The sequence below is a fragment of the Pseudomonas sp. WC1 genome, from assembly GCF_050586565.1.
In the GTDB taxonomy this organism is placed as follows: domain Bacteria; phylum Pseudomonadota; class Gammaproteobacteria; order Pseudomonadales; family Pseudomonadaceae; genus Aquipseudomonas.
Genome location: NZ_JBOBDQ010000021.1, coordinates 1 through 14,258, shown reverse-complemented (window position 1 = coordinate 14,258; position 14,258 = coordinate 1). Strand labels below are relative to the sequence as shown.

12 protein-coding genes are annotated in these 14,258 nt (G+C 64.7%); 8 read left to right on the top strand and 4 right to left on the bottom strand.

What is annotated here, in order from left to right; translation table 11 throughout:
* Positions 1 to 70: 70 nt before the first annotated feature.
* From ACQ4OD_RS11960 to ACQ4OD_RS11940, 5 genes are all read left to right on the top strand, one after another.
* Positions 71 to 2,788 carry a LuxR C-terminal-related transcriptional regulator gene (locus tag ACQ4OD_RS11960; protein WP_430944346.1) on the top strand — a complete coding sequence of 906 codons (2,718 nt, stop codon included), beginning with the start codon at positions 71 to 73 and terminating at the stop codon, positions 2,786 to 2,788.
* A gap of 147 nt (positions 2,789 to 2,935) precedes the next feature.
* Positions 2,936 to 4,543 carry a tetratricopeptide repeat-containing response regulator gene (locus tag ACQ4OD_RS11955; protein WP_139668632.1) on the top strand — a complete coding sequence of 536 codons (1,608 nt, stop codon included), beginning with the start codon at positions 2,936 to 2,938 and terminating at the stop codon, positions 4,541 to 4,543.
* On the top strand, positions 4,540 to 5,232 hold the full coding sequence (locus ACQ4OD_RS11950; protein ID WP_102682550.1) for a sensor histidine kinase: 693 nt from the start codon (positions 4,540 to 4,542) through the stop codon (positions 5,230 to 5,232). The genes ACQ4OD_RS11955 and ACQ4OD_RS11950 overlap by 4 nt, the downstream gene beginning before the upstream one ends.
* Before the next feature lie 69 nt (positions 5,233 to 5,301).
* Positions 5,302 to 5,946, top strand: coding sequence for an MBL fold metallo-hydrolase (locus ACQ4OD_RS11945; protein ID WP_046857107.1), 645 nt, complete (start codon positions 5,302 to 5,304; stop codon positions 5,944 to 5,946).
* A 95-nt stretch (positions 5,947 to 6,041) separates the two neighbouring features.
* Positions 6,042 to 6,761: an OmpA family protein gene (locus ACQ4OD_RS11940; protein WP_102682547.1), complete on the top strand. Its 720-nt coding sequence runs from the start codon at positions 6,042 to 6,044 to the stop codon at positions 6,759 to 6,761.
* A 48-nt stretch (positions 6,762 to 6,809) separates the two neighbouring features.
* On the opposite strand, the gene ACQ4OD_RS11935 is transcribed toward ACQ4OD_RS11940, so the two are convergent.
* From ACQ4OD_RS11935 to ACQ4OD_RS11920, 4 genes are read right to left on the bottom strand one after another with little or no spacing between them, the layout of a single operon-like run.
* On the bottom strand, positions 6,810 to 7,934 hold the full coding sequence (locus ACQ4OD_RS11935) for an agmatine deiminase family protein (protein WP_430944345.1): 1,125 nt from the start codon (positions 7,932 to 7,934) through the stop codon (positions 6,810 to 6,812).
* A gap of 4 nt (positions 7,935 to 7,938) precedes the next feature.
* Positions 7,939 to 9,033, bottom strand: a complete 1,095-nt coding sequence (locus ACQ4OD_RS11930) for an extracellular solute-binding protein (protein ID WP_139668636.1) — start codon at positions 9,031 to 9,033, stop codon at positions 7,939 to 7,941.
* A gap of 3 nt (positions 9,034 to 9,036) precedes the next feature.
* The gene (gene aguB, locus ACQ4OD_RS11925) at positions 9,037 to 9,933 is read right to left on the bottom strand and encodes an N-carbamoylputrescine amidase (protein WP_430944344.1); all 897 of its coding nucleotides are present in this window, start codon (positions 9,931 to 9,933) and stop codon (positions 9,037 to 9,039) included.
* The gene (locus ACQ4OD_RS11920; protein WP_198755200.1) at positions 9,930 to 10,979 is read right to left on the bottom strand and encodes an agmatine deiminase family protein; all 1,050 of its coding nucleotides are present in this window, start codon (positions 10,977 to 10,979) and stop codon (positions 9,930 to 9,932) included. The genes aguB and ACQ4OD_RS11920 overlap by 4 nt, the downstream gene beginning before the upstream one ends.
* A 134-nt stretch (positions 10,980 to 11,113) precedes the next feature.
* Here ACQ4OD_RS11920 and ACQ4OD_RS11915 point away from each other — a divergent pair, with 134 nt between their 5' ends.
* The 3 genes from ACQ4OD_RS11915 to ACQ4OD_RS11905 all read left to right on the top strand — a co-directional run bounded on the left by ACQ4OD_RS11915 (position 11,114) and on the right by ACQ4OD_RS11905 (position 14,169).
* Entirely contained in the window at positions 11,114 to 11,965 is an 852-nt protein-coding gene (locus ACQ4OD_RS11915) for a LysR substrate-binding domain-containing protein (protein WP_258599336.1), read from the top strand.
* Positions 11,966 to 12,115: 150 nt separating this feature from the next.
* Positions 12,116 to 13,315: an enoyl-ACP reductase FabV gene (gene fabV, locus ACQ4OD_RS11910; RefSeq protein WP_139668642.1), complete on the top strand. Its 1,200-nt coding sequence runs from the start codon at positions 12,116 to 12,118 to the stop codon at positions 13,313 to 13,315.
* 167 nt (positions 13,316 to 13,482) lie between these two features.
* Positions 13,483 to 14,169: a GNAT family N-acetyltransferase gene (locus tag ACQ4OD_RS11905; RefSeq protein WP_139668644.1), complete on the top strand. Its 687-nt coding sequence runs from the start codon at positions 13,483 to 13,485 to the stop codon at positions 14,167 to 14,169.
* The last annotated feature ends 89 nt before the right edge of the window (positions 14,170 to 14,258 follow it).

Sequence of the window (14,258 nt, the reverse complement as noted above, 5' to 3'; positions counted from 1 at the left end):
TAAGCAACGTTTGCCGCTAGTCTCGCAACAAACCGTACTGCCGCCATATTCCAATCAGAACGAGCCGGCCATGACAGACTTGTCCCGTACGCATGGAGTCGCCAGCCAGGCCCTGGGCCTGTTGGACGGGCGTTTCTTCCGGCCGCCGCTGCCAGAGGCGCATGTACCCAGAGCACGCTTGTGCCAGCGCCTGCAAAGCGGACTGGCTGGCCGGCTGTTGCTGGTGAACGCTCCAGCCGGTTTCGGTAAAAGTTCACTGGCCATTGAATTCTGTCAGGAACTGCCCAGCCATTGGCGCAGCCTCTGGCTAGGGTTGAGCCAGCGCGATGCCGACCCGGGCCGCTTTCTCGAGCGCCTGCTCGAAGGGCTGCAGCAGTTCTGCCCGGCGCTCGGCGGGCAGGCCATGGGTCTGTTGAAGATGCGCCAGCGTCACCAGCCGTTCGCCTTCGAGGAGTGGCTCGATGGGCTGCTCGATGAGCTCGCGCTCTACCTGCAGCCGGACACCCCCCTGCTGCTGGTTCTGGATGACTACCATCTGGCTCAGGGTCCGGTGCTCGATCGATGCCTGCAGTTCTTCCTCAATCACCTGCCTGCCGGGCTGGTCCTGCTGGTCACTAGCCGTCAGCGGCCCGACTGGCACCTGGCCCGCCTGCGCCTGTCGCGCCAGCTGGTCGAGCTCAACGAGCAGGACTTGCGCCTGACTGCCGATGAAGCGCTGGCGGTCATTGGCCGCCAGCCCACCGGTCTGCGCGGCCAGGCCCTGGACAACTTGATCCAGCGCAGCGACGGCTGGGTGGCCGGGCTGCGCTTCTGGCAGCTGGCGGCCAGCGAGTCCGGCGATGACAACGCCTTGCCCCAGGCACTGCATGGCGGCGAGGGTTTGATTCGCGATTACCTGCTCGAGGAAGTGATCGAAATCCTGCCGGCGCCCGTGCAGGCGTTTCTCTACGACACCGCCTGCCAGGAGCGTTTCTGTGCTGAACTGTGCGATGCCCTGCGCGAGCGGCACGACAGCGCCGAGATCCTGCGCTACCTGCAGGCCCACCAGGTGTTCCTGGTACCGCTGGATGAGCATGGGCTGTGGTTCCGCTATCACCATCTGTTTTCCGACCTGTTGCGCAGCCGGCAGGCCAGTGGCCCCCAGGCGGGGTTGCACTTGCGTGCCTGCCGCTGGTTCGAGGGGCAGGGCCTGCTGGACGAGGCGGTGGAGCAGGCGCTGCGGGCCGGTCACCTGGATGTCGCGGCGGACCTGGTACAGAGCTTGTCGGAAGAACAGCTGCTCGCCGAACAAAATGTCGGCATGCTGCTGCGTTGGAAAATGGATTTGCCTGACAGCCTGCTGATCAGCACGCCCAGGCTGATTGTCCTGTACAGCTGGGCCCTGGGGCTTGCCTGCCAACTGGACGCCGCCGAGGAACTCGCGGCCTACCTGAGCCGTTTCCTGCCCGCGCCTTCGGCCACGGCGCAGAAGTCGATGCTGGCCCAGTGGCTGGCCTTGAGCGGGGTCATCGCGCGCGGCCGTGGTGATCGCGAGCGAACCCTCGCCTATTGTGGCGAGGCGCTGCAGAGCCTGCCGAGCAAACGTTATGGGCAGCGGCTGGTCTGCCTGTCGACCTTGTCGAACCTGGCCATTGCCGACGGCGATTTCTGGCGGGCGCGCGGCTGGAACCGAGAGGCGCTCGAGCTGGCGCAACGGGTCGGCAATCCGCTGTTCGAGGCTTTGGCCCATTACGACCGGGCGCGGGTGCTGCACGCTAGAGGCGAAGTACTGCGGGCACTGGATGAGGTGCGCGAGGGGTTGCAACGGTTGCAGGGCCTGTCGGGCCAGCGCCTGTACGCAGTGCGTGCCCGCCTCACCTTGTACGAGGGATACCTGTTGGCTGCCCGCCTGCACTGCGCGCCAGGCCGTGCGCGTTTGCGCGCCGGGCTCAGCGAGGCACGGAGTTGTCGCGACATCAGTGTCCTGATCGGACATTGCGTGATTGCTTCGCTCGATGGGCGCGAAGGGCGGTTCGCCGAGGCATTTTCCGAGTTGGCCGAGGCCGAGCGGTTGATGCATATCTGGGATGTGCCGCCGATCTTCTACCTGGCCATGATTACCCTGGTGAAGTGCGAGCTCTGGTTGGCCCAGGGCCGTACGGACCTGGCGGAGTCGTGGCTGTTGCGCCTGGGGCAGACCTACGGTGGCGAGCAGCCTGCCGCCGCGCCGGAGTTCCACCCCTTGTTGCCGCTGCATATCGAGTTGCAGCAAGCGTTGCTGGAGCGGGTGCTGGCCCGTGCCGACGATGCCGAAGCGAGGCTGTACAGGCTGATCGAGCGCGGGCAGGCCAGCGCTGGCATGACGCTGATGGTCAGCGCGCAATGCCAGTTGATCGCGTTGTTGTTGGCCCAGGGGCGTGAGCCCGAGGCGGCCAAGCTGCTTGCCCAGGCACTGGAGGCTGCGCAGGGAGGTGCCTTGCAGGCATTCCAGCGCTTGATCGAGGAGCAGCCGCAATGGCTGCGTGAGCAGTTGGCCGGCCGTGCCGCCTGCCCCGTGCAGCGTGATCTGCTGACGTACCTGCCGCAGACCCTCGTCGCCAGCACCTGCACCACCGAGGCCCTGAGCAGCCGCGAGTTCGCCGTGCTCGAACTTATTGCCCAGGGTTGTTCGAACCAGCAGATCAGCGAGCGGCTGTTCATTTCCCTGCATACGGTCAAGACCCACGCCAGTCATATCAACAGCAAACTGGGCGTGGAGCGGCGTACCCAGGCGGTGGCCAGGGCCAAGTCCCTCGGGTTGCTCGTCTAGTGGTTTACGGCAGGGGCGGCCGGTAAGATAGCGGCACAAGGCTATCGCCGTTCCGGGCTCATCTTTTCCGATCCGCTGCCGATACACTTTTCGGCGATACGCATCGCCATGCGCCACTTCCCACTTCTTCCAATACAGGTCGTGTTGATGCTGCAGTACGGGCAAAAAAGCTTTCTGATCGTCGACGACTTTACCGACTTCCGCACCTCGACCCGCTCGATGCTTCGCGAGCTGGGTGTACGCGACGTGGACACCGCCGACAGTGGCGAACAGGCACTGCGCATGTGCGGGCAGAAACGCTACGACTTCATCCTTCAGGATTTCCACCTGGGTGATGGCAAGAAGAATGGCCAGCAGGTACTCGAGGACCTGATTCTCGACAAGCTCATCAGCCATGAATGCGTGTTCATCATGGTCACCGCTGAAAGTAGCCAGTCCATCGTGCTCAGCGCCATCGAGCACGAACCCGACGCCTACCTGACCAAGCCCTTCAACCGCGTGGGCCTGGCCCAGCGTCTCGAGAAGCTGACCCAGCGCAAGACCTTGCTCAAGCCCATCCTCCAGGCCCTGGATCGCAGCCGCCCGGCCGAGGTGCTCGCCGCCTGCGCCGAGTTGTGCAAGAAAGACCCGCGGTTCGCCCCGTTGTGCCTGCGCTATCGCGCCGATGCCCTGCGCGACCTCAATCGTTTCGACGAACTGGAGAAGTTCCTCAAGAACATCCTGGCCAGCCGCCCACAGCCCTGGGCCTACGCGGCGCTCGGCAGCCTGTTGCACAAGCGCGGCCAGAACGCCCAGGCCCAGGGTGTTTACGAGCAGGCCCTCAAGGCTTTCCCGATCATGCCCAACCTGTACGATGGCATGGCTGACGTGCTGGTGGCCCAGGGCGAAACCAAGCGCGCCCAGCACATGCTCGAGGAGGCTGTGCGCCTGTCGCCGCTCGCGGTGCGCCGCCAGGCCGCGCTGGGCAAGCTGGCGCTGGACAACGCCGACTTCGAAAGCGCGTCCAAGGCGTATCGCCATGCGGTCAATCAGGGGCAGAGTTCGCGCTACAAGGACGCCGAAAGCAATCTCGGCCTGGTCCAGGCGCTGATGAGCAAGAATACCGGCAACGGTCTCGATGCGCGTACCCGGGTGGAAATCAACACCGTGCTCAGCGAGGTGGCCAAGGAGAACGTCGAGGACCAGGGCCTGCAGGTGCGCGCCCGCTTGATGAAGGCCGCCAGCCTGCAGCAGGCCGGTGACCCGGATACCGCCGCCAAGCTCACCGAGCAGGCGATGCTGCGCCTGGAAAAGATGGATCAGTTCTTCTCCGTCGAGGCGGCGCTGACGGTGGCCAAGCAATTGCAGCAACTTGGTCAGGACGCGGCGGGCACCTCTATCCTCAAGGGCTGCGTGGAAACCTACGGGGACGACCCCAAGGTCATGCAGAGCGTCGCCAAACTCACCGACGACCCGCTGGTGCTGGGGGCGGTGACCGAAGCCGTGGACCTCAACCGCCAGGGCGTGCGCAGCTACCAGGGTGGCCAGCTCAACGAGGCGCTGGGCATGTTCCGCAAGGCGCTGTCGCTGCAGCCGAAGAACATCAGTATCGCCCTGAACACCGCCCAGGCGCTGCTGCGCATCGGCGGCGAGACGCCACCGCCGGGGTTGATGCAGGAGTGCCGCGACTGCCTCACCAGCGTGGCCGGGATTCCCGCCAGCGACAGCCGCTATGACCGTTACCGCAAACTGCACATCCGGGTCTTTGGCGCATGAACCAGGATAACCAGGGGCTGGATTTTTCCACGGTGATCGCCTCCACCGTGCACGACCTGAAAAACTCCCTCTCGGCGCTGACCCACGCCCACAGTCAATGGCTGGCGCGCCTGCCCGAAGAGCTGCGCGGCGGTACCGAGCAGGGCGTGGTGGAGCACGAACTCAGCCACTTGAACGGCATGCTCGTGCAGTTGCTGGGGCTGTATAAGCTGGGCGTAAACCAGTTGCCCATCTGCCCGGATTACCACGAACTGGACGACTTCATCGAGGCCCAGCTGGCGGCCCAGGAAGACGTGATCAAGCACCGCGACATCCTCGCTACCTGGCGTATCGAGACCGAAAGCCCGTTGGGTTTCTTCGACCGTGAACTGGTCGCCTCGGTGGTGGCCAATGTCCTCACCAACGCCATCCGCTATGCTGGCCACGCCTTGTTGATCAGCATCGAGGAAGAGCGCGAGCAGCTAGTGATCAGCGTCAACGACGACGGCGCCGGTTATCCACAGCGCATGCTCGAACGCCAGCATGACTACGTGCAGGGCATCGATTCGCAGAGTGGCAGTACCGGATTGGGGCTGTATTTCGCGGCGCGGATTGCCGCGTTGCACGAGCGCAATGGCGTGCGCGGGCGGATCGAGATCGCCAATGGCGGGACGCTGGGGGGCGGGTTGTTCAGGTTGTATCTGCCTTGATTTGGTGAGAGGCAAGCTGGACCATGGTCATATTCGCTCCCTCTATCGACTGTATCGAGTCCCAGAACGATGAACCCATTGCCCGTTAGCCTCATCCGCGAAACCTTCCCCGTCGGCCCCTTGCAGTGCAACTGCACCTTGATCGGTGACCCGGTCAGCAAGCACGCCATCGTCGTCGACCCAGGCGGGGACGAGCAGAAGATCCTCGCCCGCCTGCAGCATCATGGCCTGACCCTGGTGAGCATCATCCACACTCACGCGCACTTCGACCATTTCCTCGCCTCGGGCAGGCTCAAGGAGCTGACCGGCGCCACGCTGCACCTGCACAAGGCCGACCAGCCGCTGTGGGAAAACCTGGAAATGCAGTGCCAGATGTTCGGCGTGCCCTATACGCCGGTACCGTCGCCGGACCGCTGGCTGAGCGACGACGAGGCGCTGGCCTGCGGCTGCGGCGTGGCGTTGCACACCCCCGGGCACACGCCGGGTTCGATGAGTTTCTGGTTCGCCGAGCACAAATTGCTGATCGCCGGCGATACCTTGTTCCGCCGTGGTGTCGGGCGCACCGATTTGTGGGGAGGCGATCAGCGGGCTATCGTTCGTTCCATCAAGGAACGGCTGTACCGCCTGGATGAGGACGCCATCGTGGTGACCGGCCATGGCCCGGACACCCGCCTCGGCGACGAGATGCGCGAGAACCCCTTCGTGCGCGCCTGAGGTTTCATGGAATTTTTCCGCTGCGCTGCAATCCAAGGCTGGCATAGATCCGTAGTCGATCCGCTGCACTTTTGAATTTCAGTAGGAGCTTGTCCATGTTCACCATGCGTCGTCTGATTATCGTCGCTACCGCCGCCGCGCTGATGTCTGGTTGTGCCAGCCCCAACCCGTATGACAGCCAGGGCCAGGCGCAGGGCTCCACAGGGATGAGCAAGACCGCCAAGTATGGTGGCCTGGGCGCGCTGGCCGGCGCCATCGCCGGTGCCGCCATCGACCACAACAACCGTGGCAAGGGCGCATTGATCGGCGCCGCCGCGGTCGGTGCCGCCGCTGCCGGTTACGGCTACTACGCCGACAAGCAGGAAGCCGAGCTGCGGGCACAGATGGCCAATACCGGCGTCGAAGTACAGCGCCAGGGTGATCAGATCAAACTGATCATGCCGGGCAACATTACCTTCGCCACCGATTCGGCGAACATTGCCCCAAGCTTCTACTCGCCGCTGAACAACCTGGCCAACTCGTTCAAGCAGTTCAACCAGAACACCATTGAGGTGGTCGGTTTCACCGACAGCACCGGCAGCCGCCAGCACAACATGGACCTGTCGCAGCGCCGCGCCCAGTCGGTCAGCACCTACCTGACCTCGCAGGGGGTGGACCCGTCGCGGGTCAGCGTGCGTGGCATGGGCCCGGACCAGCCGATCGCCAGCAACGCCGACGCCAATGGCCGTGCGCAGAACCGTCGGGTCGAGGTCAACCTGAAGCCGATCCCGGGCCAGCAGTATGACCAGCAAGGCACCGTGCAGCAGTATCCATAAGCGCCAGCTTGACGATGCCGGGGCGGCGCGCCAGCCCCGGCAATTGCGCTAAACCGCCGGGCACTGGTTGGTCACGCAGTGAATCCCGCCCCCTCCCGCCGCAATGGCGTCGATGTCCAATTGCACCACCTTGCGCCCTGGGTACAGCTTCACCAGCAACGCCCGCGCCTGCTCATCGGCACTGCGGTCCCCGAACTGCGGGGCGATCACCGCACCGTTGATCACGAAGTAATTGATATACCCCGCCGCGAAATCAGGATTGTCCTCGTTGAACTTGCTGCGCCTTGGTTTCAAGGGCGGCGACAGCGTATGCACCTGTAGCTTGCGCCCGTCGGCATCGGTGGCGTTGCGCAGGATCTCGAGGTGCTTGAGTGTCACCTCGTGGTCGTAGGAGTCGGGATCGTTGTCCAGGTTTGCCACCACCACGCCGGGCGCGGCAAAGCGGGCATAGAAGTCCACGTGGGCATCAGTGATGTCCTTGCCCTTGATGCCCGGCAGCCAGATGATCTTGCGCAGCCCCAACCGCTCCTTCAGCTCCGCCTCGACCTGGGCTTTGCTCCAGCCGGGGTTGCGATTACCGTTGATCCAGCTGCTCTCGGTCATGATCCCGGTGCCATGGCCGTCCACTTCGATACCGCCGCCTTCGCCCACCAGCTCGCTCTGCTGGTACCGGGCGCCAGTCAGCTTGGCGACGCGGGCTGCGAGCTTGGCGTCATGGCGATGTTGCTGCTTGCCGCCCCAGCCATTGAAATTGAAGTCCACGGCGCCCAGGGCGCCATCGTCATCGACCACGAAGTTGGCGCCGATATCGCGCATCCAGATATCGTCCAGCTCGGTCTCGACATAGGTAATGTTGTGGCTGCCGCATTCCTCCTCGGCAATGTCGCGTTCGCTGGCGCGGCAGAACACTGTCACCGGCTGGTAGGCAGCGATGGCGCGGGCGATGCGCCCGAGGGCGGCCTGGACGTCTTCGGTTAAGTCTTCCCAGATGGCGTCCTGGGCGCCGAAGGCGATGTAGCCGCGCTGGTGCGGCTCACCCTCGTCGGGCATGAACCAGCGGCCTGCTTCGCTGGCGCGGGCGCTGCCGCTGCCGAAGGGCAGGCCGAAGCTGGCGGCAGCACCGAGGCCGGCGACGACGCTCATGTGTTGGAGGAAAGTGCGGCGGGTGGGCATGGGGTCAGTCCTGTGCGGTCTTGAAACGGGTCCAGACACGCATGCGCGCACGCATGTCGGCCTGGGGGATGTCCTTGCCCGGGATCAAGCGGGTGAAGGTGGCATCGCTGAGGTAGATGTCCGGGTTGTCACGCAGGCGCGCGTCCACCTGCGACCGGGCCTTGGCACTGGCGGTGGGGTAGCCGGTGAAGTTGCTGATCGCGGCCATGTTCTCCGGGCGCATGACGAAGTTGATGAAACGATAGGCGTACTCCGGGTGCTTGGCATCGGCGGGGATGGCCATGGTGTCCATCCACACCGTGGTGCCTTCGCGAGGCACGCGGTACTGGAAGTCGATGGCCTTGCCCGCGGCTTCGGCGGTGCGCTGGGCCTGGATCACGTCGCCGCTGTAGCCCAGCGACAGGCAGGTGTTGCCATTGACCAGCTCGGTGACCGGTTGCGACTGCAGCTTGCGCACGTACGGGCGGATGCCCTTGAGCAGCTCGCTGGCGGCGGCCAGGTCTTCACGTTTCGCGCTGCGCGGCTCGCGGCCCAGGTAGTGAAGCACCACGGCCAGCACTTCGTCGGGCGAGTCGATCATCGAGATGCCGCAGTCGGCGAACTTGGCCGCCAGCTCCGGCTTGAACAGCAGGTCGAGGCTGTCGAGCGGGGCGTCGGGCAGGCGCTCGCGGATTTTCTTCGCGTCCATGGTCAGGCCGATGGTGCCCCAGGTGTAGGGCACGGTGGCCTGGCTGGCCTTGGGGTAGCGGTCGTGCAACTGGCGCAGGCCGGGCTCGATATCGTCGAGCGCAGTCAGTTGCTTGCGATCCAGTGGCTGCAGGCTGCCGGCGCGCATCAGCCGTTCGGCCACGGTGTCGCCGGGAAATACCAGGTCGTAGCCGCTGCGCCCGGACATCAGCTTGGCCTCGAGCACCTCGCTGCCGTCCATGACGTCGTAGATCACCGGGATGCCGGTTTCGGCGGTAAAACGCTTGAGGGTGTCCTCGGCAAAGTAGTCGGCCCAGTTGTACAGGCGCAGGGCGTCCTGCTCGGCCTGGGCAATACCGGCGCAGGCCACCAGCGCGGCGATGGCGAGCAGTTTCGATGGACGGCTTGGCATGGTTCAGGCCCTCGCAGTCTGTGGGGTTCGGCCGTCAAGGGTCAGCAGCGGCGCATACATGGCGGGGCGGCGGTCGCGGTAGATGCCCCAGCTCAGGCGGTCTTCGCGCATGCGCGCCAGGTCCAGGTCGTGCAGCCAGACGCCGCTGCTGTCGCGATCGGCTTCGGCGAGCAGGGCGCCTTTGTGGTCGCAGATGAACGACGAGCCGTAGAAGCGCATGCTCAGGCTGTCGTCGCTGCGCGCCACTTCATGACCGACGCGGTTGGCGGCCACCACTGGCAGCAGGTTGGCGGCGGCATGGCCACGCATGGCTATCTGCCAATGGTCGCGTGAATCCAGTTCGGCGGCGCCAGGCTCCGAGCCGATGGCGGTGGGGAACAGCAGCACTTCGGCGCCCATCAGCGCCAGGCAACGGGCGGTCTCGGGGAACCACTGGTCCCAGCAGATGCCGATGCCCAGGCGACCGAAGGCGGTGTCCCAGACCTTGAAACCGGTGTCGCCGGGGCTGAAGTATTCCTTTTCCTGGTAGCCGATGGCGTTGGGGATGTGGGTCTTGCGATACACGCCCAGCAGGCGGCCGTCGGCATCGGCCACGGTCAGCGAGTTGAAGAAGGCGTTGCCGGCTCGTTCGTACCAGCTAAGTGGCAGGACCACGCCCAGTTCCTTGGCCAGCGCGGCGAAGCGCTTGAGCAGCGGGCTGTCGTGGTAGTCCTGGGCCAGGGCCTGGTGGCTGTGGCACTGCTCGATGCAGAAGTACGGGGTGGCGAACAGCTCCTGCAACAGGATCACCTGGGCACCCTGGGCAGCGGCCTGGCGCACCAGTTGCTCGGCGCGCTCGAGGTTGGCCGGCAGGTCCCAGCTGCAGGCCATTTGCGTGGTGGCGATGCGCAGCGTGCTCATGAGCGCGCTCCCTGCCAGGCCGGCTGCTGCTGGGTGATGCAATGAATGCCGCCACCGCCGTGGGCGATATGGTCGATGCGCACCGGTACCACTTCGCGACCGGGGAAGGCCTGGGCCAGTTGCTGCGCGGCCGCCTGGTCGGCGTCGATGCCATAGGCCGGCATGATCACCGCGCCGTTGACCAGGTAGAAGTTGGTGTACGAGGCGCAGAACACCTCGGCTTCGCTGTCCACGGCCGCCGTGGCCTCGAACAGGTCGAGCAGTTCAAACGAACGGCCCTGGGCGTCCGTGGCCAGTTCCAGCGCACGGCGGTTCTCGCGGGCCACTTCGGCATACACCGAGCCCTGGTCGTGGGTGGCGTCGACCAGCAGTACCCCGGGGCGGGCGAAGGCGCACACGCCATCGACATGGCCGTCAGTCATGTCGCCGGTCACATACTGCGGGTCGCCCGGCAGCCAGATGGTCTTGCGGATGCCCAACAGGCGGGCGAAGCAATCCTCGAAATCCGTCTTGCTCAGGCCCGGGTTGCGATTGGGGTTGAGCAGCACCGATTCGGTGGTGATCAGGGTGCCTTCGCCGTCGACATGGATGGCGCCGCCTTCGTTGCACAGCGGGGTGCTCAGGCCTTCCAGGCCGAGGTGGTCGAGGATGCGCCGGGCCAGGCTGCGGTCCTTGCCGTGCTCGGATTTGCCGCCCCAGGCGTTGAAGCGCCAGCTCAAGCCCGCCACGCCCTGTTGCGGGTGGATCAGGAAGGTCGGGCCGCTGTCGCGGCACCAGCTGTCGTCCACGGTCAGCTCGATCAGTTCGATACCGGCGCCGCACAGTTCGCGGGCGATGTTCATGGCCGACGGATCGACCACCATTTTCACCGGCTCGAAGCGGGCGATGGCGGCGGCCACCCGGGCGTAGTCGCGCTGCACGTCGGCCAGGGTCACGCCCCAGCCCGACTCCCACAGCGGTTGATTGTGCGGCCAGATCATCCAGGTGGCGGCGTGGCGGGCCCATTCGGCGGGCATGCGCCAGCCGCTGTCGAGGGACAGGGTCATAGTGAACTCCGATTTATTAGGAATTTTTATCAACGAAGCCCGCCGTCGCGGGTGTTGTCGTCCATGTTATGGCTGGGAATCCGGGGAGACAAACGATAGATTTAGCGTACTTCTGATTAGTCAGGCTTATCAGCATGCTCAAGCATTGGCCCCCGTTAAACACCCTGCGCGGCTTCGAAGCCGCCGCCCGCCTAGGCAGCTTCCACAAGGCCGCCGAGGCCCTGAACCTCACCCAGTCGGCAATCAGCCAGCAGATCCGCAGCTTGGAGGGCTACCTGGAACAGCCGTTGTTCCACCGCAGTGGCCGTAGCGTCAGCCTGACCGACGCCGGGCACGATCTGCTCAGCACCACTCAGGCCTTGTTGCAGCAACTGGCGGTGGGCATTCGCCGCCTGGAGCAGTACCGCAAGCCCAACCAACTGGTGGTCAACACCACCCCGGCGTTCGCCCGCCACTGGCTGTTGCCGCGCCTTGCGGACTTCCACCAGCGCTGCCCGGAAGTGGACCTGTGGCTGTTCACCAGCTTCGAGGTGCCGGACATGGCCAGTGAGACCATCGACCTGGCGATCCGCGACGATATCGGCGCCCAGGCCGAATGCAGCTTCACCGTGCTGCACCCGGATCAGCTGTACCCGGCATGCCACCCGGACCTGCCCGAGCAGGGGCGGACCACCCTGCATGGCGAGCGGGAGATGGACTGGAGCCATTGGCAATTGGAGGGCGGTGAGGACGTGGGGCAGCAAGGCAAGGGGCTGAACTTCTCCGACCCTGGCTTGTTGCTGGATGCGGCGGGTGAGGGGCTGGGGATTGCCCTGGTCAGCCAGTTGCTGGCGCGGCGGCTGGTGGACGAGGGGCGTCTGCGGCCCTTGTCGGTACAGCGCGTGCGCGGGCCGGTGTGGAGCTGCCTGGTGCATTGGGAAAGCCAGGAGGATCCGTTGGCGAGGCAGTTCCTGGGGTGGTTGAAGGCGGCGCTGGTGCAGGCATAGCGTTTGTCAGAGCCGCTGCGATTTTTCATTGCTCCGATCACCCCGTAATATGTGTCGGATGACTTGCGAGGGTAGTCTCACCCTCTAGAACAAACGGCAGCACCCCGAATCCGGGCGCTGCCCCAGCCTAAACCTGACGAGGTACAGACATTGGCCATCATTCATCCCAAGGTTCGCGGTTTCATCTGCACCACGACTCACCCCAAGGGCTGCGAGCTCAACGTCCGTGACCAGATCGAAGCCACCCGCAAGCTGGGCGTGCGCGAGGATGGTCCGAAGAAAGTCCTGGTGATCGGTGCCTCCAGCGGCTACGGCCTGGCCGCGCGCATCACTGCGGCGTTCGGCTTCAAGGCCGACACCCTCGGCGTGTTCTTCGAAAAGCCGGGCACCGAGACCAAGGCCGGCACCGCTGGTTGGTACAACGCCGCCGCCTTCGACAAGTTCGCCAAGGCCGAAGGCCTGTACAGCAAGTCGATCAACGGTGATGCCTTCTCCGACGAAGCCCGTGCCAAGGTCATCGAGCTGATCAAGAACGAAATGGGCGGCCAGGTCGATCTGGTCATCTACTCCCTGGCCTCGCCGGTGCGCAAGCTGCCGCAGACCGGTGAAGTGATCCGCTCGGCCCTGAAGCCGATCGGCCAGCCGTACAAGTCGACCGCCATCGACACCAACAAGGACACCATCATCGAGGCCAGCATCGAGCCGGCCACCGAGCAGGAAATCGCCGATACCGTCACCGTGATGGGCGGCCAGGACTGGGAGCTGTGGATTGACGCCCTGAACGCCGCTGGCGTGCTGGCACCGCAGGCCCGCACCGTGGCCTTCAGCTACATCGGCTCCGACATCACCTGGCCGATCTACTGGGACGGCGCGCTGGGCAAGGCCAAGCAGGACCTGGACGAAACCGCCCAGCGCCTGGGCAAAAAAGTCGGTGGCAGTGCCAACGTTGCGGTGCTGAAGTCGGTGGTTACCCAGGCCAGCTCGGCGATCCCGGTGATGCCGCTGTACCTGTCGATGGTCTTCAAGATCATGCAGGAGAAGGGTATCCACGAAGGTACCCAGCACCAGCTGGACCGCATGTTCCGTGACCGCATGTACCGTGCGGACGGTGCGCCGGCTGCACTGGACGACGAAGGCCGTCTGCGTCTGGACGACTGGGAGCTGCGTGATGATGTGCAGGACGCCTGCCGTGCCATGTGGCCGAAGGTGACCACCGAGAACCTGTTCGAGCTGACCGACTACGCCGGTTACAAGAAACAGTTCCTCAACCTGTTCGGTTTCGAGCGCGCTGACATCAACTACGACGAAGACGTAGCCACCGACGTACGGTTCGACTGCATCGAGCTGTAAGCAAGTCCTTGACCGCGCAGCCGTTGATGGCGGTTGCGCGGTTCCCGCCGACGACTTGTTAATATTCTGAAACAAATCCCTCGCTGGCCCTTTGCCATGGCCACCCTCCGCCTGATCTATACCCCAGCTATTGGCCTGGCAATTTCGCTGGCGCCGAGGAGGGAGCAATGGGCGTACTGCAAAAACTACAAGAACGCATCCGCCGGAAGGGCCTCAAGCGCACCTTCAAGACTTTTTTCGAGCGCTACGTGTTTTTCCATTGGGAACTGCTGTGGATGGAGCGCGACCTGATCAGCCCTGTGCCGCCGCACAGCCTCAAGGCGCATGCGCCGGTCACCCTGGTGCAGATCACCACGGCCAATGCCGATGCCTTCGCCCGGCATTTCGGCGACCGTGTCGAGACCATGCGCGAGCTGGCCGCCGAGGGCCATACCGGGCATATGTACCTGGATGAGCAGGGCGATGCCGTAGCATTCATCTGGGCCAGCGTGGTGGATTACCACGACAAGCATTACTACGGTTGCACCTTCCCGGTGAAACCCGGCGAGTTCTTCGAGTTCGGCGGCGAGATGACCCGGCCGTACTTTGGCAGCGAGCTGTCGGTGACGGCCCAGGTCGAGCTGTGGAACACCATGCGCGAAAAGGGCTGCCACAAGGTGGTTGACGTGGTGGAGACCCACAACGTGCCAGCAATGAAACTGCACCTGCGCATGGGCTACCACGAGCAGGGCCGGGTGATGCATGTGTACGGCCTGTTCGGTCGCTGGAAGCTGTACCGCGAAACCCGCTACCACGGCTCGCGCCTGGCGGTGCTGCGCAAGCCGGGCGTGGCGCGGGCGCTGCCGACCACCTGAGCCTGCACCGAGCTCATCGCGGGGCAAGTCGCATCGGCGCACCGCCGCTCCCACGACGCATCAGACCACTTGGTGGGGAAGGAGGGGTA

Coding starts and splice junctions, on each gene's coding strand:
- ACQ4OD_RS11960 (WP_430944346.1), top strand. CDS start 71: ATGACAGACTTGTCCCGTACGCATGGAGTCGCCAGCCAGGCCCTGGGC.
- ACQ4OD_RS11955 (WP_139668632.1), top strand. CDS start 2,936: ATGCTGCAGTACGGGCAAAAAAGCTTTCTGATCGTCGACGACTTTACC.
- ACQ4OD_RS11950 (WP_102682550.1), top strand. CDS start 4,540: ATGAACCAGGATAACCAGGGGCTGGATTTTTCCACGGTGATCGCCTCC.
- ACQ4OD_RS11945 (WP_046857107.1), top strand. CDS start 5,302: ATGAACCCATTGCCCGTTAGCCTCATCCGCGAAACCTTCCCCGTCGGC.
- ACQ4OD_RS11940 (WP_102682547.1), top strand. CDS start 6,042: ATGTTCACCATGCGTCGTCTGATTATCGTCGCTACCGCCGCCGCGCTG.
- ACQ4OD_RS11935 (WP_430944345.1), bottom strand. CDS start 7,934: ATGCCCACCCGCCGCACTTTCCTCCAACACATGAGCGTCGTCGCCGGC.
- ACQ4OD_RS11930 (WP_139668636.1), bottom strand. CDS start 9,033: ATGCCAAGCCGTCCATCGAAACTGCTCGCCATCGCCGCGCTGGTGGCC.
- aguB (WP_430944344.1), bottom strand. CDS start 9,933: ATGAGCACGCTGCGCATCGCCACCACGCAAATGGCCTGCAGCTGGGAC.
- ACQ4OD_RS11920 (WP_198755200.1), bottom strand. CDS start 10,979: ATGACCCTGTCCCTCGACAGCGGCTGGCGCATGCCCGCCGAATGGGCC.
- ACQ4OD_RS11915 (WP_258599336.1), top strand. CDS start 11,114: ATGCTCAAGCATTGGCCCCCGTTAAACACCCTGCGCGGCTTCGAAGCC.
- ACQ4OD_RS11905 (WP_139668644.1), top strand. CDS start 13,483: ATGGGCGTACTGCAAAAACTACAAGAACGCATCCGCCGGAAGGGCCTC.